This window comes from Levilactobacillus yiduensis, assembly GCF_024718525.1.
In the GTDB taxonomy this organism is placed as follows: Bacteria; Bacillota; Bacilli; order Lactobacillales; family Lactobacillaceae; genus Levilactobacillus; species Levilactobacillus yiduensis.
Genome location: NZ_JAMXAZ010000001.1, coordinates 167,781 through 187,159 on the forward strand (window position 1 = coordinate 167,781; position 19,379 = coordinate 187,159).

At 52.5% G+C, this 19,379-nt stretch carries 16 protein-coding genes; 5 read left to right on the forward strand and 11 right to left on the reverse strand.

All coding sequences use genetic code 11. The annotated features are described in order from the left end of the window. Nucleotides 1–77 precede the first annotated feature (77 nt). Complete coding sequence (locus NGM66_RS00870; protein WP_208908604.1) at nucleotides 78–1,718, reverse strand: peptide ABC transporter substrate-binding protein; 1,641 nt, start codon at nucleotides 1,716–1,718, stop codon at nucleotides 78–80. Nucleotides 1,719–2,160: 442 nt separating this feature from the next. On the opposite strand from NGM66_RS00870, the gene NGM66_RS00875 reads away from it, so the two are divergent. Further along, the gene (locus tag NGM66_RS00875; protein WP_208908602.1) at nucleotides 2,161–4,416 is read left to right on the forward strand and encodes a glycoside hydrolase family 3 C-terminal domain-containing protein; all 2,256 of its coding nucleotides are present in this window, start codon (nucleotides 2,161–2,163) and stop codon (nucleotides 4,414–4,416) included. Nucleotides 4,417–4,481: 65 nt separating this feature from the next. Here the strand turns inward: NGM66_RS00875 and NGM66_RS00880 are convergent, their stop codons facing one another. The 5 genes from NGM66_RS00880 to NGM66_RS00900 all read right to left on the reverse strand — a co-directional run bounded on the left by NGM66_RS00880 (nucleotide 4,482) and on the right by NGM66_RS00900 (nucleotide 11,060). Further along, entirely contained in the window at nucleotides 4,482–4,931 is a 450-nt protein-coding gene (locus NGM66_RS00880) for a GNAT family N-acetyltransferase (RefSeq protein ID WP_208908599.1), read from the reverse strand. Nucleotides 4,932–4,942: 11 nt separating this feature from the next. Continuing rightward, nucleotides 4,943–5,926 carry a choloylglycine hydrolase family protein gene (locus tag NGM66_RS00885; RefSeq protein WP_208908597.1) on the reverse strand — a complete coding sequence of 328 codons (984 nt, stop codon included), beginning with the start codon at nucleotides 5,924–5,926 and terminating at the stop codon, nucleotides 4,943–4,945. 278 nt (nucleotides 5,927–6,204) lie between these two features. Beyond that, a complete protein-coding gene (locus NGM66_RS00890; RefSeq protein WP_208908595.1) occupies nucleotides 6,205–9,354 on the reverse strand; it encodes an AAA family ATPase in 3,150 nt (1,049 codons plus the stop codon). Next, nucleotides 9,351–10,484 (reverse strand): exonuclease SbcCD subunit D, encoded by a 1,134-nt coding sequence (locus NGM66_RS00895; RefSeq protein ID WP_208908593.1) that lies wholly within the window; start codon nucleotides 10,482–10,484, stop codon nucleotides 9,351–9,353. The genes NGM66_RS00890 and NGM66_RS00895 overlap by 4 nt, the downstream gene beginning before the upstream one ends. A 15-nt stretch (nucleotides 10,485–10,499) precedes the next feature. Then, nucleotides 10,500–11,060, reverse strand: coding sequence for a DNA-3-methyladenine glycosylase I (locus NGM66_RS00900; protein ID WP_208908591.1), 561 nt, complete (start codon nucleotides 11,058–11,060; stop codon nucleotides 10,500–10,502). 219 nt (nucleotides 11,061–11,279) lie between these two features. On the opposite strand from NGM66_RS00900, the gene NGM66_RS00905 reads away from it, so the two are divergent. The 4 genes from NGM66_RS00905 (at nucleotide 11,280) to NGM66_RS00920 (ending at nucleotide 16,125) form a co-directional block, all read left to right on the forward strand. Then, the gene (locus tag NGM66_RS00905; RefSeq protein WP_208908575.1) at nucleotides 11,280–12,209 is read left to right on the forward strand and encodes a matrixin family metalloprotease; all 930 of its coding nucleotides are present in this window, start codon (nucleotides 11,280–11,282) and stop codon (nucleotides 12,207–12,209) included. A gap of 144 nt (nucleotides 12,210–12,353) precedes the next feature. Continuing rightward, the gene (locus NGM66_RS00910; RefSeq protein ID WP_208908573.1) at nucleotides 12,354–13,295 is read left to right on the forward strand and encodes a GH25 family lysozyme; all 942 of its coding nucleotides are present in this window, start codon (nucleotides 12,354–12,356) and stop codon (nucleotides 13,293–13,295) included. A 558-nt stretch (nucleotides 13,296–13,853) separates the two neighbouring features. Continuing rightward, nucleotides 13,854–14,807 carry a ferrochelatase gene (gene hemH, locus NGM66_RS00915; RefSeq protein ID WP_208908571.1) on the forward strand — a complete coding sequence of 318 codons (954 nt, stop codon included), beginning with the start codon at nucleotides 13,854–13,856 and terminating at the stop codon, nucleotides 14,805–14,807. After that, complete coding sequence (locus tag NGM66_RS00920; RefSeq protein WP_208908569.1) at nucleotides 14,800–16,125, forward strand: Nramp family divalent metal transporter; 1,326 nt, start codon at nucleotides 14,800–14,802, stop codon at nucleotides 16,123–16,125. The genes hemH and NGM66_RS00920 overlap by 8 nt, the downstream gene beginning before the upstream one ends. A 48-nt stretch (nucleotides 16,126–16,173) precedes the next feature. Here the strand turns inward: NGM66_RS00920 and NGM66_RS00925 are convergent, their stop codons facing one another. The 5 genes from NGM66_RS00925 to NGM66_RS00945 form a co-directional block, all read right to left on the reverse strand. Continuing rightward, the gene (locus tag NGM66_RS00925) at nucleotides 16,174–17,295 is read right to left on the reverse strand and encodes a family 8 glycosyl hydrolase (RefSeq protein ID WP_208908567.1); all 1,122 of its coding nucleotides are present in this window, start codon (nucleotides 17,293–17,295) and stop codon (nucleotides 16,174–16,176) included. Nucleotides 17,296–17,413: 118 nt separating this feature from the next. Then, the gene (locus NGM66_RS00930) at nucleotides 17,414–17,734 is read right to left on the reverse strand and encodes a carboxymuconolactone decarboxylase family protein (RefSeq protein WP_208908565.1); all 321 of its coding nucleotides are present in this window, start codon (nucleotides 17,732–17,734) and stop codon (nucleotides 17,414–17,416) included. After that, complete coding sequence (locus NGM66_RS00935; protein WP_208908562.1) at nucleotides 17,734–18,156, reverse strand: cupin domain-containing protein; 423 nt, start codon at nucleotides 18,154–18,156, stop codon at nucleotides 17,734–17,736. The genes NGM66_RS00930 and NGM66_RS00935 overlap by 1 nt, the downstream gene beginning before the upstream one ends. A gap of 14 nt (nucleotides 18,157–18,170) precedes the next feature. Continuing rightward, nucleotides 18,171–18,590 carry a MerR family transcriptional regulator gene (locus tag NGM66_RS00940; RefSeq protein WP_208908560.1) on the reverse strand — a complete coding sequence of 140 codons (420 nt, stop codon included), beginning with the start codon at nucleotides 18,588–18,590 and terminating at the stop codon, nucleotides 18,171–18,173. 102 nt (nucleotides 18,591–18,692) lie between these two features. After that, complete coding sequence (locus tag NGM66_RS00945) at nucleotides 18,693–19,262, reverse strand: TetR/AcrR family transcriptional regulator (RefSeq protein ID WP_208908557.1); 570 nt, start codon at nucleotides 19,260–19,262, stop codon at nucleotides 18,693–18,695. Nucleotides 19,263–19,379 lie beyond the last annotated feature (117 nt).

Sequence of the window (19,379 nt, forward strand, 5' to 3'; positions counted from 1 at the left end):
GTTATTCGGCGACACAAAAGGCCTGAGACTTTTGCCCCAGACCCTTTCTAGCAGTATTGTATGTCCTGCCGTATTGACTACTTGATATAAGCGTATTTGTAACTCCACTGCGTTCCCGCCGTGTTGTGGATGATCCCATGGACATCGGAACGCGTCAGGTAGGCGTAGTTGGCCTGGTACAGTGGCGTGAAGCTCTGCGTCTTGTTCAACAATTTAGCTGCTTGAACCATGTCTTGCCAACGCGCTTCATCGTTGCCGGCATCTTGGCCTTGTGCCTTGTCGATCAGCGCATCATAACGCTTATTCGACCATTTCCCGTAGTTCAATGAGTTAGAGCTGACCGGAATCTGTAAGAAAGAAATCGGATCGTTGAAGTCGGCTCCCCAGTGAGACAGGTACAAATCAAAGTCACCGCTGGTCGAACGTGATTGTGCCACGGAAGCAGGAACGTTTTGAATCTTAAGACTAAAGCCCTTCAGATTTTTTTCCAGCGCGCCCTTCAGGTATTGGGTCACGGTGCTGGCGGCCACGTCATCGTTTCCGGCCATGATGTTCAAATTAACCTTTTGAATGCCCAATTGCTTCAACCCGGCTGCCCACTTTTTCTTAGCCAAGGTTGGGTTGTACGTGGTCGTGTTCTTCACGGCCTGTTGCTTGGCGAAGTCCTCGCCCGTCTTGGGGTCGTTAGCTAAACCACTGGCCACAAATCCAGTTGGGGTCACGGAACCATCACCCAAGACTTTCTTGGTCAATTGGCCACGGTTGATGGACAACGCAATGGCCTGGCGAATATTTTGGTTACTCATGATCCGCCGCTTGGCCTTGTCGGCGTCTTGGAAGTTGTATTTCAAATGAATCACAATGGAGTACGGATATTGCTGGAACTCTTTATTATTCTTGTAGTTCTTCACCTGCTCGTTGGACAGCTGCGCAAAGTCTAGCTTCTTGTTTTGGTACAGGCTCAACCCGGTCTGTGGATTGGTGACCACTTGGTAATTGATCTTGTGTAGCTTCACGACTTTGTGATCCCAGTACTGATTGTTCTTGACGAAGGACCAGGTGTTGCCCGTCCCATTCCAGCCTTGAATCTTAAAGGGACCGCTGTAGACCATGTATTCAGACTTAGTCGCGTACTTCTTGCCGTACTTGTCGACCACCTTTTTATTTTGGGGGGCAAACAGTGGATAAGCCATTAAAATTTTAAAGTAAGCGATGGGCTTGTCCAGTTGAACGACGACCGTCTGCTGGTTCTTGGCGTGAATTCCAATGCTGCTAGGATCTTTCTTACCCGCAATAATTTGATCGCCGTTTTTGATGCCAGAAAACATGGTCATGTAAGACGATTTCGTCGATGGTGTCAACGTCCGCCGCCAGGAATAAACGAAGTCTTGTGCGGTGATCTTATCGCCGTTGCTCCACTTGGCATTGTCGCGAACGTGGAAAGTCCAGGTCTTCTTGTCCTTGGAGACGCTGACCTTATCCGCCAAACCTGGCGCAACTTTCCCGTTCTTACCCAGGCGATAAAAGCCTTCAAAGACGTTCCCCGTCTGGCCATACCCCGTCGCCTTGGCGAGGTCGATCGTATCGAGTGCCGCGGTCGCTGGCAACCGCAACTCCTGCTGCGGCTTGGCCGTTGATGATGTTTGCCCACAAGCAGCTAACCCCATGCCTAGTGCGACAACTGCGGCGACTAACCCAATTCCAGTCCATTTTCTCATCAGATAACTGCTCCTTTTTTCCTCAATTTTTTTGGCGTGCAATCCACAAAAATTTTATTTTAAAGCCGAAAAAACGGGCTACCTCCCTCACGACATTCGTGAAAGCGGTAACCCGTTGGACACTGCCAATCTAGATTGGCGCTATGTACTGCTACGGTTTAGCCGGAAGATCACGAATTGTGGTAACGCAAAAAGACACGTTACATTCGCAACATGCGGCCAGTTGTCCTTGAGTTTGGTAAGCGCTGTTCAACATTGTGATCTTCCTCCTTTACTTATTTTTTGTGATTAAGTGAATTGCACAAGATTAAAGTTAACCCATTCTTCGCCGTTTGTCAAAGAATAAGTTCAGGTCGCGTAAAATTATCGACAGAGGGTAACATAACGGGATTGAAAACGGTATACTGGAAATAAGTTTAACTAGTAGAAAGGATTTGAACGTATGGACATCGAACGAACGCTAGCTGCACTCACGTTACCAGAGAAGGCTGCCTTGGTTTCAGGAAAAAAGAGTTGGTATACCGCGGCGATTGACCGCCTCGACATCCCCGCTCTGATGATGACGGACGGCCCTTCCGGCTTACGGAAGCAGACCGCAGATTCAGGTACCACCAACATTAACGATTCAGTTCAAGCCATCACCTACCCCGCGGCTGCGCTGAGTGCCAGCTCGTGGAACACCCACCTGCTTCGCCAATTAGGGGAGCACCTGGGCGCTGAGGCCCGTGCAGAACAGATCAGTCTGTTGCTCGGCCCCGGTGTCAACTTGAAACGCTCCCCACTGGGTGGTCGTAATTTCGAGTACCTGTCCGAAGACCCCTTAGTGGCCGGCAAACTCGGCAGCGCCTACGTTCAAGGCGTTCAATCCCAACACGTGGGGGTCGCCGTCAAGCATTTTGCCGCCAATAACCGGGAAAACCAGCGTTTCACGGCTTCCAGCGATATGTCGCAACGGACCCTGCGCGAGCTATACCTACGCACCTTTGAGATCATTGTCAAGGCGGCCTTTCCCGCAACCGTCATGACCTCCTATAACAAAATCAACGGCACACTGAATTCTCAAAACCGACGTTTGCTCCGCAGCATCTTGCGCGACGAATGGGGCTTCCACGGCGCCGTCATGTCTGATTGGGGCGCCGTTGCCAACAACGTTCAAGCCTTACGGGCCGGCCTTGACCTAGAAATGCCAGGCCAAGGACAAGCTTCCGTCGACAGCATCATTCGGGCCGTGGAGACCGGTGAACTGGACGAAGGTACCCTCAATAAAGCCGTCCGGCACCTCCTACACATCATTGAAAATTGGTTGCCAGCAGATAAACCTGGCACTTACGATCACGCTGCCCACCACGACTTTGCGCGCAAACTAGCAGACGACAGCATCGTCCTCCTGAAGAACCGGCACAACGAATTGCCGTTGACGGCGAAGGATGCGGGCAATATCGTCGTGGTCGGTGAACTGGCTGACCAACCGCGTTACCAGGGCTCTGGTAGCTCACACGTCAACCCGACTAACCTGGTCACCCCGTTGATGGCACTGCAAAACAGTGAACTCACGGCCAACTACTACCCCGGTTACCGGCTTGACCAAAGTGAAACGGACGACAGTCTGGCAGAAGCGGCGTTAGAAGCCGCCAAATCAGCGGATCATGTCATCATTTTTGCCGGTTATCCCGAAAATACGGAATCGGAAGGCTTCGACAAGGCATCACTGATGCTCCCTGAAAATCAAGGTGAACTGATCGGTAGCCTGGCCAAAGTCAATGAACACGTGACCGTCGTCTTGCAAAATGGTTCTGCCGTTGAAATGCCGTGGATTCACAACGTCGACGCGGTCGTGGAAACCTACCTGGCCGGTGAAGCAGTCGGTGAAGCAACCTGGGATATTATCACCGGTGCCGTCAACCCATCTGGTCACTTGGCTGAGACCTTCCCCCGGCGGCTGACCGACACGCCAATGGCGCCGACTTTTGGCCAAGACCCACATCACGAACGTTATACCGAGGGTGTCTTCATGGGCTACCGCTATTATGATACCCATGAAATGCATGTGCTGTTCCCATTCGGCCACGGCCTGAGCTACACCACGTTTGAATACACCAACCTGGCTATCGATGAAAACGAACACGGTGCCACGGTCAAGTTTGACTTGACCAATACCGGCGACCGCCCGGGGCAAGCGGTACCGCAACTTTACATCGCAAACCACGCCTCCCACGTCCCGATGCCAACCAAGGAACTGCGCGCCTTCACCAAGGTTGCCGTGGCGCCTGGTGAAACCAAACCCGTGACGCTGAAGCTCAGCCGCCGCGACTTTAGCTGGTGGTGCGAAGGCAAGGCCCGCTGGCAAGCCGATACTGGTGACTATGAAATTATGATCGGCGATTCCTCACGAGACATCCGGTTACAAACCAAGTTGACGATGGACTTTAAGAACTCTCCAGCCCCCGTTACCATGGAGACTTACCTGTCCACCATCGTCCAGGATCCGCGCTTGCGGGCCATCTTCCAGGCGACGGTATTGGCACCGAAGTATGCCGGCGCCAATAATTTCTTGGCTGCCACTGATGAAACCGGCAACCTGGCCTTATTGCAAGACCAAATGTTTCTGAACATGCCGTTGCGTGCAGTCATTGCACTCGGCGGACCTGCACCGTTGATTGCTGACTTCATTGCCGCGGCTAACGAACGGGCCAAATAATTTTGTATCTAAAACAGGCACGATGATCAAGTAGATTGTTACTTGGTCGTCGCGCCTGTTTTTTGCTACTTCGTTAGCGGCAATACCATGTCCAGATGCGGAATACCGGTCTCCAGGTACACGTCACTGACGGGTTGAAAACCGAGCGACGCATAGAAGCTTTGCAGATAGGCTTGGGCCTGAATCACGATACGCTTTGCTTGCGGATAAGTGGTCCGAGCAGCCTGAATGGCCGTGGTCACCAGTTGACGCCCCGCACCATGACGCCGAGCCGTGGGCGCTACCACCACGCGACCAATGCGAACCTGTTGGGGTTCCGGAATCAACCGAGCGTAGGCCAACACGTGACCGGACTCATCCTGGCGAAACAGGTGTTGAGCAATCTGGTCAGCATCGTCAACTTCCTGATAGGCACAGTCTTGTTCCACCACGAAGACGGCCACCCGCAGTCGATAGATTTCTAACAACTCCGTCGTGGTTAACTCAGAAAAGGCTTTTTGGACAAACGTACTCATGTGACCTCCCACTAATTCATGTACTTGACGTGGGCTTGATGATCCAGGGGATATTCAACGGGTGTATCCCAATCATTCAGCATTTCGTCAGTCAGGTGAATACCCTGTAATTCCTGGTTGTCGTACGGTTCCATGAAGTAGGTCCGGTCATCCAGGTTTGCATAGCCCCGGTACTGCGTGTAATCACTCTTGCCATCGGCCTTTAGCTTGACACCCTTAGGAATCGTCACGCTATCCAGCAGGTGTTGTAACAGATTCAATGTCGCCGGCGTCCCGGATGTTGGCAAGCTGTAATGCTTGTTATAAACCGTCCGCACAAAACGTGAAGGCGACGTGTAATCCCCTGGCAACCCCAGCGCCCCCGTTCCTGGCCCCTGCGTCTTCAACGAAAAGCCCATATAATCGTGCAATGGCCGTTCTGCGGCCTGCATCGTGCCATACGTACTAAGGTTCTGCAAATGCCAGCTGAGTTGTGGCGCATTCGTCATGACGCCCACTGGATCGTCAATCAGACGCAGGTCCTCACTGGTTGCTTCCAAGACCGCCGTATCTCCGGTTCGGTCGCTGAAGATGAAATGCAGTGGCGTGGTCAATCCTAGTAAGGCCACGGGCACGTCTAAGATCTGAATGTGATGGACCAACTCCCGTAAGTCAGCCACACTCTTGGCGTTTCCTAAAGCCCAGGCGGTCACGTCATGTGGTGCCAAGCCTAACTTATCTGCTGGCGCCGTCTTTTGGTACTGTGCATATTGTGGGAAGTAAAGGGCCGCGACGCCCAGACCGAATTCGTTGACGCCATCCACAAACATGTAGTGACTAAGATTCCGGCCAGCGCCGATGAAGCCATACTTCGTGGTAAAGGCGCCCGCATCCCCCTGAATTTTTTGGTTCCGCGGCATAAAGACTGGCTGACCTCCTAGTTCAAAAGCAAAGTCCATCGTGCGTGCTAGAAAATGGTCCCCCTGACTATTTTCGTAAGTCAAACTCGTACACATTGAAAATCATCCCGTTTCTAATTTAGTTACTCATTATTCTAACCCTTCGAAATCAATTTTGCACGGATAATCGTTAAAACTATAATCGGTTAATTAGCTTCCGCACTAAACCATTTCTGATGGTTATTTAACGGTTTACGTCACTAAATTTGGGGGTGATAAACCGTTACGGGATGAATTCAATACATCGCTCTCAGTTACCCTCACTTATGCGACCGTTTTCTGGATTATACGGGAATCCAGCCACACCTAGGCATTGTCCAGAGTTAAGGCCCGCGTTACTCCGCGGCATGGTAGCGGATCGTACTTTCCCCATTACCGTTAGCAATGACTTGAAGTTGGTTTTCCACCTGATCACGTAGCTCGCTGACGTGACTGATAATGCCGATCATGCGGTGTTGGCCCTCGATGGTTTCGAGCGATTCCAAAGCCGTCATCAAAGCATCTTCGTCCAAGGAACCAAAGCCTTCGTCGATGAACAATGCATCAACGTCCACGCTCCCAGTGGTCTGTTGAATGACTTCGCCTAACGCCAAGGCCAAGGCCAGTGAGGCAATGAAGCTTTCCCCACCAGATAACGTGTGGACACTCCGTTGCTCACCCACGTGGTCGTCATACACGTTGATCTCGAGACCCGAGCGTTTCTTGGAATTGGCCTGTGCCTCGTCGATCACAAACTGATAGCGACCATTTGTCAGCTGTTTCAGCCGATGATTGCCGACGGTGAGAATTTGCCGTAGATAGGTTTGCAGGACGTAGCGTTCCAAGCCCAGCTTGCTGTTCGGACCATCCCCATTGACGACGCCGCTCAATTCGGTGAGCTCCTGCGTTTTCTTCAGGGTAGTGGCTTGTTCAGCGACCAACTTATCCAATTGGGTGACCCGCTCGGTGTTAAATTCGACCAGATTTTGTAATCGACGTTGCTGCTCCTGTAAGTCCGTGACTCGGGCTTTCGCCGCCACTAGCTGGGCCTGTGTTTGTTCCCGTTGTGGCGTCGGCTTGCCCTGCGTTCGTTTGACCAGAGCGGCAATCGACGTGGCCAATTGCGCTTGATGTTGTTGGTACGCCTGCAGCGTTTGGCGCTTGGCCGGCAACGTTGGTAAGTCAGCGATGGCAGTCGTGACCACCGCTTCTTGTGCGTCATCGGCCGCCTGAAATTGTGCCAGCAACTGTTCGCGCACTGCCGCTTGAGCCGCCGTCAACGCCTGTTGGCTGGTAGTCAATTCTTGTTGTGACTGGGTCACTTGAGACTGGCGCACTTCCACGGCTTGTTGGGCCTGTTGAACCGCCGTTTGGGCCGCGTCCAGGATTTGTTGATCGTGATTGATCTGCTGAGTCAACGCGGTCAGTTGTTGATCGAAGTCAGCAACCGTGGGCGCATCGGCTGGTAAACGCTTGGTTTCCGTTGCCAATTCTGTGCCGAGCTTATCAGCCGCAGCCTGCCGCTGCTTGACCGTCTCGTTCGCCGCGGTCAACTGGGTCGTCAGCGTTTGCGCGTCGGCTTGTAATTGCGTCAAACGGGTCTGTGCAGCTTGCAACTTAGCCAGCTGCTGGTGATTCTCCGTCACGGCCTGCTGATACGCGGTCATCGCCGTTTGTTGCACGTCAGCTAATTGTGTCAAGGTCGTCGTTGCCGGCTGAGCCATCAGCTGTTGCAGGGTCGCCAGGCCGGTTTGCATCGCCGTTTGCTGCTCAGCGACCCGTTGCTGGCCGTTCTTAAATTCAGTGGTCAGTCGCGTGGCTTGTTGTTCTCGCTCCTGCGCCACGGCCGCCAACTCCTTGACCTCGTCTTCAGAAATAGCCACGGCCGTCGTCGTTGCGGCAGGGTGTGGATGATGCACCGATCCACAGACTGGGCACGGACTTCCTTCGGTCAACTGCGCACTCAATAACACGATTTGGTTGCGTAAAAATTCTTGATTCTTCGCTTCGGCCAAAGCCCGCTGCCGCTTGGCCGCTGCAGTGGCTGCGTTGGCTTGTACCGTCAACGCCTGTTGTTGGGTCATCAGTTGATTCTGGCTCGTCGCTAGCTCCTGTAACGCAGCTAACTGTTGCTGTTGCTGGTCTAGCGTTGCTTGTTGCTTAGCCAAAGCGTTTTGCGTTTCATAAATCGTCGCTTGTTGGTCGATAACTTGTTGCTGTTTGGCCTGAGCCGTCTGATTTTCAGCCACCGCAGTCTGACTAGTCGTTGCGGCCGTTGCCGCCTGCGTCACGGCCTGTTGTGCTGTTTGAACTTGCCGTTTTAGTTCCGCTACGCGTTGATAGACAGGCACTAACGCCTGTTGCTGGGCCAACTGGGTATTGGCCTGCTTGAGCTTTGCCACTAGCGGTTGTTGTCGCGTCTGTTCCTGCTGTGCGGCGACCAGCTGGGCTTGTGCTTGGCTCAGTTCTTGCTGGGTCGTTTGTTGCTGCCGTTGCCGCTGGGTCACCATTTGCTGGGCTCGCTCACGCTGCTGCCACTGCGGTTGAAGCTGCTGCGTCCATTCCAATTCGGCGATGCGTTGTTTGAGCTGGTCCATAGCGGGTTGCTGAGCTGTCAGCGTTTGCTGTTCAGCGCGTTGTTGCGTCAATTGCTGCTGATCCTGTAGGAATAACCGTTCCTGCTCATCTTGTCGCACCAAGTCGCTGTGCACTTGATCAGCCGTCGCCAACTTCTCTGTCACGGCTGCCACATCTTGTCGGGTCGTCGCCTGTTGACTGGCCATTAGCGTTAAAATATCTGGCGTCTGGCGATTGGCCAACAGGTTCTGTGCGGCTGTTTGATTGGCCGCGGTCCATTTCAACTCGTTTAACAACCGATCCTGTGTCGCCGCCGTCTGCCGATTAGCCGCCTCATTTTTCTTAAGTTGCCGTTTCAACTGGTCCGTCCAACGGGCGAAAATGGTGGTGTTGAAGAGTTGCTCTAGCACCGCTGCCTTGTCTTCGCTGGGCGCAATCAGGAACCGTCGGAACTGGCCCTGCGGTAGCAAGACGATTTGGGAAAATTGTTTACCGTCCATCTGCAAGAGGTCTTGTAGGTAGTCACGGACTTGGCCTTCCTTGGTCAGCTGAGTCACTTCATCCTCGCCAGCAAAGACCGTCAACGTAACGCTGGCCGTCGCCTCGTGCACACCGGTCCCCCGCTTTTTCGCCAATGTTTGGCTGGGTTCGCGAACGATCTCGTAACGCCGGTCACGGTGGGTAAAGGTAAACGTGACCCGCGTGGTGTCCGTCATCGTGGCAAAGTCCGAGCGCATCGACTTGGCTTCGCGGTCGACACCCGAGGTCTGATTGAACAGCGCGTAGCACATGCCATCAAAGATGGTGGTCTTACCACTCCCGGTCTTGCCGCTGATCAGAAACAACGGCGTGGCGGCGAACTTGGTGAAGTCGATGGTCGCATCGCGATAGGGACCAAAATATTCAAGATGTAGGGTTACTGGACTCATTGCTCTTGCTCCTTTTCTGCGCGTTGTAAGGCCTGCTTGGCCCAAGTCAATTGCTGGTCGCTGAGGGGATGCTGCGTAACCTGCGCAAAGAAATCACTCAGTAAGGTCACGGGATCCTGTTGGACTTGTTGCACGTCTAACGTCTCCGGCGTCACGGTCAACTGGTTGACCCGATTTAACTCGATCACCCGCGGAAAACGGGTCTTCAGCCGTTGCATGACGTTGGTGATTGGCGTGGTGTCCGTCAGATTCACGGCAATAAAGTCTTCTGGTGTTACCGGATAGATGTGATTGCGGTCTAGCAAGTGGTCAAATCTATCTTCCAAGACAACGAGATCATGCCACGGCTTCAGGGGCTTAAAGGTCACCGTTACCGGTGTGGTATCGGTATCCACGATCCACACACCTTTGGTATCCGCCGCCTCACTAGTCGAAAATTTCAGTGGTGAACCACTGTACTTGACCGTGGGTTCATTTTGCAAGGCCTCCTTGCGGTGCAAATGTCCGAGCGCCACGTAGTCAAATGGGGCTAGCAGGTCAACCGGCACGGCATTTAGGCCGCCGACTTGTACCTGTGTTTCCGAATCCGTATGTTGGCTGCCTGCCGCGAAGAAATGGGCGATCAACACGTGCTTTTTATCTGGGGCAAACTGCGCTTGCATCGCCGCCACTAGCCGTTCCATCGCTTGATTGACGGTCCTGATCTGGTCATCATCAAAGAATTGGCGCGCAGCAATCGGTTCAAAATATGGCAGCAAGAAAAACTGCGTGTCCCCTAACGTTACGGGTGACAGCACGTCTGCTAGTTTAGTCCGTAAGAAAAAGTCCGTGCTCGAAAACCACTCGGCACCGTAGCCCAGTCGCACACCGGAATCATGATTTCCACTGATGGCCAGCAACGGGAATTTGTCCTGACGGTTCAGGTCCACCAGCATCTTGGTCAACGCCGTCACGGCCGGTTCACTGGGAAGTGCGCGGTCATAAAGGTCCCCCGCAATCACAATGGCATCCACGTGTTCCGCCTCGGCAATGGCCTTGATCTGGCGGTAGGCCTCTTCTTGTTCCGGAATTAAATCATAGCCATGAAGCTTCTTGCCAATATGCCAATCCGCTGTATGTAAAAAGCGCATAGTCTTTCCCTCTTTCTACTTGTTCTCTGGTGCCCAATCGCAGCCGATCACGTGGTCGTTCACCAAGCCTGCCCCTTGCAGAAAGGAATAGACGGTCGTCGGCCCCACGAACTTGAAGCCCCGTTTCTTCATTTCTCGTGAAATGTGCTGGGCCAAATCAGTCGTTGCCGGAACCTGGGCGTCTGACTGAACGGCGTGGCGAATCGGCTGACCACCCACAAAGGCCCACAGCCACGTGGCGAAGTCTGATCCCGCTGGCCAATTTAAAATGACCTGGGCGTTATTGACCGTGGCTTCGAGTTTCCGCCGGTTACGAATGATTTCGGGATCGGTCAGCAAGCGGTCAATGTCTGCAGGCGTCATGGCAGCGACCTTGGCGATATCATAATCGTAAAAGTCCTGGCGGAAGGCTGCGCGCTTATTCAACACCGTTTGCCAGCTCAACCCCGCTTGATACGTTTCTAAACAAAGCATCTCAAATAGCTTCTGCAGGTCGTGCTGTGGCCGACACCACTCCTCATCGTGATACCGCTCCATCACCGGCGAACCCGTTGCCCATTCACATCGTTTAACCATACCGATTCCTCCCATTTTCTGTTAAATCCACTATACCAGATTACAATCCAAGAACCAAACAAATGTTCGATTTATTATTTCATGAAACCGACACCAATGCCGCTAATCCGGGGCAAATCCCCTAATGTCTCCGCAATTAATTTTGCTTGACCCCGTGCGGCTAATGTCCTATGCTATTGTAAACACGACATGTTTTGGGGATTAGAGGAGGTTATCATCATGCGTAAGACACACCATCTCAGGGTGCGTTCACTGATTACGGCCGTTGCGGCAGCCTTGATCGTGGCACCCGTCATCACCACTAGCACCATCACGGCTTCAGCCGCCAGTGTGACCCCGTCTAGTGCATTGCTCAAGAAATCCAAGGGGTATTACCAAAAGCACGCCAAGGCGCTGGGCAAGAAATACAAATTAGCTTATGATGCACAGACTGCCTTGAAGAAAAACGGCAAGACCGCGGTGTACGTCAAGACCAAAGACAAGACTCTTAAGAAGAGTGTCACCACCGCGATGGCCTACTGGAACAAGAAGTTGGGTAAAAAGGAATTTACCGTAGGCTCAAAGAAAAAGCACAATCTGACGTTTTCCGTTTCCAAGACAACGCCAACCAAGAGTGATCAGAGCGATGCTTGGTGGACACCCGCGAAAAAGCAGTTACAGGTACGCCAGTCATTTTACAATGCCGAAAAGCAAAATATTGGCGTAGCAATGACCAATCAGCTCAACGATGCCTTTTACAAGCAATACGCTGGGTCGATTGAAGCCAAGGCCAAGGCTAATCTAGCTGCCGAGGGCATTACGACCGACGACAGCAATTACCAAACCCTGTTCAATCAGGAAGCCGGTAAGGTCGAGACCAGTTTGCCAGAATACGCCGTCCTGAAAAAAGATGTGACGCTGGTGAAGAACAAGCTGGCCAATGAAGGCCGGATGTACGAATACGCCAGCACGATTGCCCATGAATTGGGGCACGTGATGGGCCTCAACCATTCGCCTAACAAGAAAGATTTAATGTACTTTGAAAGCGGCAGTAACAACGTTTACAGCTACAAGAAGGTCAAGGCTGGCTTGTCCAAATACACGCCAATCACCAAGACCGATAAGAATCGCGCCAAATTAGCGCTCAAGATTTATGTGGCTGTTCACTAATCAACTCCGTAAAAAGTTGCCAATTGTTTTTTTCGTTGGCAACTTTTTTCTGCAATCGAACTGTAATCAATTGTAAATTGTCCGTAACCTCCTCGCAAGTCAGACCGTGTACAATGGACCCAAAGACTGAGGAGGATATCATTCATGCAAATTAAGTTCCATAAATTAGGGGCCGGTTTGGCCGCTGCAGCTGCTGTCCTGGCCGTTGGTATTGGCTTGAGCACAACTAACGCCCAAGCAGCCGGTAGTAAAGTTGCGGATGTTTCGCAATATCAAGGGAATATCAACTGGACTAAGGCGTCCAAGGACTTAAAGTACGCCATCATCCGGGTACAACACGGGAGCAAGGGCGACGCTGGCTACATGGTCGACAGCAAGCGTAACGTCAACGCTAACGGTGCCTACAAGGCTGGCGTGCCATTTGGCCAATACATGTTCGCTGAATTCACGAGTGTGAAGGATGCCCGACAAGAAGCCAAAGACTTCTACAAGCGGAGTAACGCCCACACGAAGTTCTTCGCTTTGGATGAAGAAAAGCGGATGCCAAGTGCCACGAAGTCAGAACAAACCTACGTTAATGCTTGGTTAAAGACGATGCGTAGCCTGACGGACAAGCCACTGATCATGTATGCTGGTGAATATTACGCCAACTCACATAAGCTGGACTTCTCCAAATTTGATGGGTCGTGGATCGCTAAATACAGTTCCACGAAGCCCAAGGTTGCTGGCACGTCCATCGACTTATGGCAATATACCAGTACTGGCCGCGTTTCCGGAATTAGTGGCAACGTCGATCTGAACAAGATTCAGAACAATGCCGTTGTGAAAAGCTGGTTTGCCGGCGCTTCTCACACGACACCTAGCTACTACAAGAGCGTGAAGAACGTTACCGGTATCAAGATCGATAAGAACGTTTACGAATACAACAGCACGTTATTTACCAAGGGCCAACGGAGCACTAAGTTGACTGCTGGTAAGAAGGTCGCTGTCAAAGCCATCACTAAGAACAGTAAGGACGCTTACCGGTTCCAATTGAACAACGGCAAGTACGTCACTGCTAACAAAGCATTCGTGACGACTTACTAAACCAATTGCATGATGAGCAGAGCTTGGGATAACCTCCCAGGCTCTTTTTTTAGTTCTAAGCTGAAGATTGCAAAAATTTATTATGGTACCAAGCTTTATGGCTAAAAATAGTCTTTGACCGCAACCTGGTCCATGCTGGCCGCCTACCGTCCGCCAAATATGGGTCGTGTTGCTGTGGGCGGACGGGTCGAGCCAAAAATCGGTCTCGACACCTCGCCTTTGAGCCGAAGGTCGCGTCTCAAAGACGCCAGTTATCTGAGTGGCATGGGGGTCATGCCGCTCAAATAACTCCCACGGCTGAACCCATATTTGACGGACTCTCGGCTACGTAGCAGATAAAATCACCCATGTAGCTGAACGTTACCATTCCATCTGTCAAACTTCAAATCGAGTCAGCGGACCGTTTCTCAAGCCACTGGCATTCCCCATAACTATCGGAATCCCTAATAGCCGAGTGTTCCCCGGTATTCTTTCACTTACAACCTTTACAATCAGCGCACTGTAAGCGGTTACTTTATGCTAAGATTAGTTTAAACATAACCCTTGGGGGGATTTTCCATGAACGGTTTACTCTTAGTTAATTTAGGCTCGCCCGCCTCACCCACGACGGCGGACGTCCGCCAATACTTACAGCAATTTCTTAGTGACCGCAACGTCATCGAAATGCCGCCAGCCCTGTGGCAACCGCTGCTACGCGGCATTATTTTACCTACTCGTTCCTGGCGGTCAGCGACCTTTTACCAGCACATCTGGACGCAAGAAGGTTCACCGCTAGTCGTGTACACCCAGCGGATGGCGCAGCAGGTCCAACAACTGTTGCCTGACTGGCAAGTGGCCTACGCCATGACTTACGGGCAACCGGCAATTGGACCGGCCCTGCGGCAACTAGCCCAAACCTGTGACCACATCGTCTTACTACCACTCTTTCCCCAGTACACCCAAAGTACCCACGCCGGCATTTTTCAGCAGGCCCGGGCCACTGGCATCGCCGTCACAGCGGTTCAGCATTTTTACGACCAGCCGGCCTACCTCGATATCTTAGCGGATCAGGTCTGGCACGCCTATCAGCAGGCCGATTTCGATGCCGTCCTATTCAGCTACCACAGCATCCCCAGCGCCATGGTCCGCCACGGTGACCCTTACCCGACAGAGTGTCAGACCACCACGCAAGGCGTTTTGGACCGCCTACCTGATCTGCCAGTCGACAAGGTGCAGACGGTTTACCAATCTAAATTTGGCCCGCTCCCTTGGCAGAAGCCGTATCTCAAGAACACGCTGATGCAGCTGGTCGAGCTGGGCAAACGCAACGTCTTGATCGTCACACCATCCTTTGTGGCCGACTGTCTGGAAACGTTGGAGGAAGACTACGTGCAAAATTACCAGACTTTCAAGGCCAGCGGCGGCGATAATTTTCAGCTGGTGCCACCCATGAACGATGATCCCCGGTTCAGTCGGTTTCTCGCGGACCTGGCGCAGCAGCGGCTGACTGAAGCGGGTGATGCCCATGCCTGAACCGACGCGACCCAGTCTCGATGAGGTCAACCGGAGCGTGCCGGTACCCAGCGTCTACGAGACCTCATTCTTTCAAAAATTCCTAGCGTACAGTGGCCCGGGCGCCCTAGTGGCAATTGGCTACATGGACCCCGGCAACTGGTTGACGTCGCTGGCTGGCGGAAGTCAGTATCGCTATCAATTACTAGCCGTCCTGGTCATCGCCATCCTAGTCGCCATGTTCATGCAGGACTTGGCCATCAAGCTCGGCGTGGTGGCTCGCCAGGACTTGGCGCAGGCCATTGCCACGCAGGTCCCCACGCCTGTGCGCATCACTCTTTGGCTACTCAATGAGGTGGCCATGATGGCTACCGACCTGACCGGGGTCGTGGGCACGGCGATTGCGCTGAAATTACTCTTCGGTCTCCCGCTAGTCTACGGCATTCTACTGACCGTGGCGGACGTGCTGATTGTCTTGCTATTCCTGCACTTCGGGATTCGCCGGATCGAATTTATCGTGCTCGTGGCAATCTTGACTGTTGGGATCATCTTTGCCGTTGAAGTCTGGCGCGCCCAACCCGTGCCCAGTGCGATTGCGCGAGGACTGGTCCCCTCACTGAGTTTGCTGACTAACCACGAAAAATTGATTTTAAGCGTTGGTATCATCGGCGCGACAATCATGCCCCACAACCTGTATCTTCACTCAGCGCTCGCACAAAGCCGGCGTTACGACGAACATGATCCGGCACAAGTCACCGAGGCATTGCGCTTTGCCCGGTGGGACGCCACCGTCCATTTGATTGCGGCCCTAATCATCAACGCCCTACTGTTGATTCTTGGCGGTACATTATTTTTCGGCAAGACGGGGCAACTCTCCAGTCTGCAAGCTGTGTACCAGGGACTCAAAGATAGCACCATCGTCGGGGCCTTGGCCAGTCCCGCCATGAGCTGGCTCTTTGCGTTGGCCCTGTTGATCACCGGACTGATTTCATCCATTACCAGCACCTTGTCCGGTCAAATCGTCATGGAAGGCTACATCCACATTCGCTTGCCGCTTTGGCAACGGCGCCTATTGACGCGATTCGTGACGCTGGTGCCCATCATCTTGATTGGCTGGGCCGTGGGCTTTAACGACCACACCTTTGAAAGCCTCATCGTCTACGCCCAGGTGGTCTTGAGCATCGCCCTGCCATTCACGCTCTTCCCACTGATTCACATGACCGGCCAGTCGCCGCTCATGGGCACCCACGTCAATCGCCGGGTGACCGCCATCGTTGGCTATGGGCTGACGGCGGTGATTACTGTCTTTAACCTGCAATTATTGTTTTCCGTTTTCTAAAATTGATCGATAAAAAAAGTCTGGGAAATTCCCAGACTTTTTGATTTCTCAGCTCAACGCCGTAACCACTTGCAAGGTCGCTGAGAAATAGTTCTTCTTTTCAATCGACTTCGGCAGCTGCTTAGCCGTCTTCTTTTTCAGAGCCGTGCGCTTCATCACGCGGGCTGCGTAGTTGACGGGAGCGGTAAATGCCGTGTTCTCGTAGCTGTTGACCGCCTTACCACCTAGTGTGTAGACCGCGGTGATCTTCGACTTGCGGTTATAGAACTTCAACTGTTTCAGCAACGCCTTCTTGGTGACGCTGTCATGTTTAATCTTATAAGTCTGCGCCAACCGCCATGGCACCCGGCAGGCATTGTAGCCAACCTGATTGTCCGTCCCCGATTCGATGGCGTACGGCTGGACAGCCTTGAGCTTCAGGCTCTTACCCGTCACGAAAATGAAGTCAGGGAACAACCCCGTCTTGTGCCGCGCGCTTAGCTTCTTGACCGTGGCCTGACTGCGTTTGGCGACCTTGTTCCAGGAACTATCGTGGGTGTACTTCGCAAACGTCTTGAAGTACCCCGTCATCAGGTCCGCCGTCCGTAATTTGCTCAGGTCATAACTACTGGTGGCCCAATTGCCCATGGTCGGCAGTAAGGTCGTCGGGTTGATTTCCTTTTGCTTGATGGCCTTAAGTAATTTCTTGGCGGCTGCTTTGTAATTGACCTTCTTACTGCCCCACTTCTTATCGGCCAGAATCAAGGCGTAGGCAATATCCAAATCCCCATCGGTCGCTGAATTGCGTTGCTGGCCGGTGCTGGTCATTTTACCGTTGCGCTTGGTCTGTTGCCACTGCATCAGTGGGACCTTTGCCGATACGCGGTGGGCCCGGTAATACTTGTAGAACTGGTTAAATGTCGTCCGTGTGTTGACGCCCTTCTTAGCGGCCAAGACTGTCGCGAGCATGCCGTATCCTTGGCCTTCAGATAGGGCAGTCGTGGCGCCCTGGCCATTATTAGATTTGACATACTTCTGGGTCTTGCCACCCACGTAAGCTTTTTTCCACTGCTTGTACAGCGTGGTGGCTGACGCCGCGTGAGCTGTGACTGGCTGCTGACTCAGTGCCAAACCACCGATCGTCAAGCCACACAAGGCCGCCATGCCGACGATTATTTTATGTAAATGCATGCTGGTAACCCCTTTCATTGATTACCTTCATTATAACGCGCGCAACGCCAAAAAAGGACTGTGACCAATGCCACAATCCCGTGAATCCGGTGCTTCATTTAAGATCAATCTAATTCAGCTAATCCGTGAAGACTTCCTTGGCGATGTTGAACGCGGACCAAGCTTTCGGCCAACCAACGTAGAAAGACAGATGGGTAATGACTTCAGCAATTTCGTCCTTGGTGATGCCATTGCCCTTACCAATCTTGAGGTGGGCTGGCAGTTGTTCGAAATTGCCGGCAGAGATCAACGCAGAAATCGTGATCAGACTGCGTTGGTGCGCGGATAACTTATCCTCACGTGACCACACCTGACCGAATAAAACGTCATCATTAAGTTCGGCAAACTTCGGTGCGAAATCACCCAAGTTGTCCCGACCTGCTGTTTGTTTTTTAGCCATTATTTTGCCTCCTGATCCAACGCGTCGTAATGCGCGTCATCAACTGGTTCCAACCATTCTGGGGTACCCGCCGTAATCGCAACGTGGCTGAACCAACTATCCTTGGTGGCACCGTGCCAGTGCTTTACGCCATCCTTGGTCACCACGACGTCGCCTGGGTGCAGCCGCCGTGCCGGTTGACCCGCTTCTTGGTACCAGCCTTCACCACCGGTTACCAACAGGATCTGAAACCCATTGTGGTGAATGTGCCAGTTGTTCCGGCAGCCGGGTTCAAAGGTCACGTTTCCCACGCCAACACTGACGTCGGGGTCATTGACTAAGCCCTGCAAATAACTTTGACCGGTAAAAACGTCTTGGTAAGCCACGTTCTTATCGCCAACGGGAAAAATCACGCCATCTTTAACATTTTCATTCTTTGCCATATTTTCCAGCCTCTTTAGTCTTGAAATTTTTGCAAGTAGTCGTGGAAGCTCTCAGTATCCGCGATTGACTGATTGACTTTGCCGTCATACCAGTCAATCTTGTGGCCTAAGACCCGCAAATGCATCTGCAGCTCAGCAATGTCGGCTTCGGCATCATCCTTGACCTGCTGTAGCATTGCGCGTCGTTCCGCGATGGTGCTGTCGCCAGCGGCCCGCAACCGCACGTAACGTTTCAGATCATTCAACCGCATGCCGGTCCCTTTGAGATGGAGGATGAAGCCGACCCAGCGGATGTCCTTGGTCGTGTAGTAACGCACGCCGTTGTCATCGCGTTGTGAGCGAATCAGCCCTTGGTCCTCGTAATACCGCAATGTGTAGGTCGATAAGCCCACCAGCTTGGCGAATTCACCGATTCGGTACTGTTTCTCTGCCATCACTGCGCCTCCTTTACTTGCTAACAAGACTAGTAAACACCTTCAAGTGCACTCTAAGGCAAGGGGTAACTGCCAAAAAAATTAAAAGAATTGGCGACCGCCCTAATCAAGCGTCGTAAATTGGTCAATGGCCAGCTGCATGGTCTGGTCAAAACGCTGGTCCACCTTTCGCGCCGACAACCGCAAAAAGCCGCCGATTTCTTGAACGATGAAGCCAAATAAAGCCGAACGATAAAGGGTCGACGCCACTAACGCCGTGTTGCCCGCCTCATCCAAGTGAAGACTCTTAAACATCTGCTGATACAGGTCCACCAATGCCTGATGCGTCGCGGTCAACTGTTGTAGATCATTGAGATTCAAGAGGAGTGGCGCCAAGTGTTGCTGCTGTTTGCATCCCGCCCGAAATTCATGGGCGAATACCCAGAGGGCCTCCTTGCCAGCAACGCCCACCAGCCGCCGCATCAAACGGTCCGCAATCTCGTTAACAAAGGTTAACCCGACTTGATCCAGCAGGTCGTCGCGGCTATCGACATAGTTATAAATCGATTGGGGCCGCACATCCAGCTGACTGGCCAACGCCCGAATCGTTAGGTGGCTCAGCCCTTCGCTAGCAATCATTTCGTTAGCCCGGTCCAGTACTTGTTCGCGCGATAATGTTCGTCGTTTTACCATAAAGTTTCTCCCCTTCACGTCACACATTCTGACGTTATTATACCGTGAACCCCTTACAAAATAAACTGGTCGCTAGTTACACCGGTTTTGGGCAAAATAAAAAGAGGTCGGAAAAAT

Bases quoted from the DNA above. Each gene is read 5' to 3' on its own strand.
- NGM66_RS00870 (WP_208908604.1), bottom strand. From the start codon at position 1,718: ATGAGAAAATGGACTGGAATTGGGTTAGTCGCCGCAGTTGTCGCACTA.
- NGM66_RS00875 (WP_208908602.1), top strand. From the start codon at position 2,161: ATGGACATCGAACGAACGCTAGCTGCACTCACGTTACCAGAGAAGGCT.
- NGM66_RS00880 (WP_208908599.1), bottom strand. From the start codon at position 4,931: ATGAGTACGTTTGTCCAAAAAGCCTTTTCTGAGTTAACCACGACGGAG.
- NGM66_RS00885 (WP_208908597.1), bottom strand. From the start codon at position 5,926: ATGTGTACGAGTTTGACTTACGAAAATAGTCAGGGGGACCATTTTCTA.
- NGM66_RS00890 (WP_208908595.1), bottom strand. From the start codon at position 9,354: ATGAGTCCAGTAACCCTACATCTTGAATATTTTGGTCCCTATCGCGAT.
- NGM66_RS00895 (WP_208908593.1), bottom strand. From the start codon at position 10,484: ATGCGCTTTTTACATACAGCGGATTGGCATATTGGCAAGAAGCTTCAT.
- NGM66_RS00900 (WP_208908591.1), bottom strand. From the start codon at position 11,060: ATGGTTAAACGATGTGAATGGGCAACGGGTTCGCCGGTGATGGAGCGG.
- NGM66_RS00905 (WP_208908575.1), top strand. From the start codon at position 11,280: ATGCGTAAGACACACCATCTCAGGGTGCGTTCACTGATTACGGCCGTT.
- NGM66_RS00910 (WP_208908573.1), top strand. From the start codon at position 12,354: ATGCAAATTAAGTTCCATAAATTAGGGGCCGGTTTGGCCGCTGCAGCT.
- hemH (WP_208908571.1), top strand. From the start codon at position 13,854: ATGAACGGTTTACTCTTAGTTAATTTAGGCTCGCCCGCCTCACCCACG.
- NGM66_RS00920 (WP_208908569.1), top strand. From the start codon at position 14,800: ATGCCTGAACCGACGCGACCCAGTCTCGATGAGGTCAACCGGAGCGTG.
- NGM66_RS00925 (WP_208908567.1), bottom strand. From the start codon at position 17,295: ATGCATTTACATAAAATAATCGTCGGCATGGCGGCCTTGTGTGGCTTG.
- NGM66_RS00930 (WP_208908565.1), bottom strand. From the start codon at position 17,734: ATGGCTAAAAAACAAACAGCAGGTCGGGACAACTTGGGTGATTTCGCA.
- NGM66_RS00935 (WP_208908562.1), bottom strand. From the start codon at position 18,156: ATGGCAAAGAATGAAAATGTTAAAGATGGCGTGATTTTTCCCGTTGGC.
- NGM66_RS00940 (WP_208908560.1), bottom strand. From the start codon at position 18,590: ATGGCAGAGAAACAGTACCGAATCGGTGAATTCGCCAAGCTGGTGGGC.
- NGM66_RS00945 (WP_208908557.1), bottom strand. From the start codon at position 19,262: ATGGTAAAACGACGAACATTATCGCGCGAACAAGTACTGGACCGGGCT.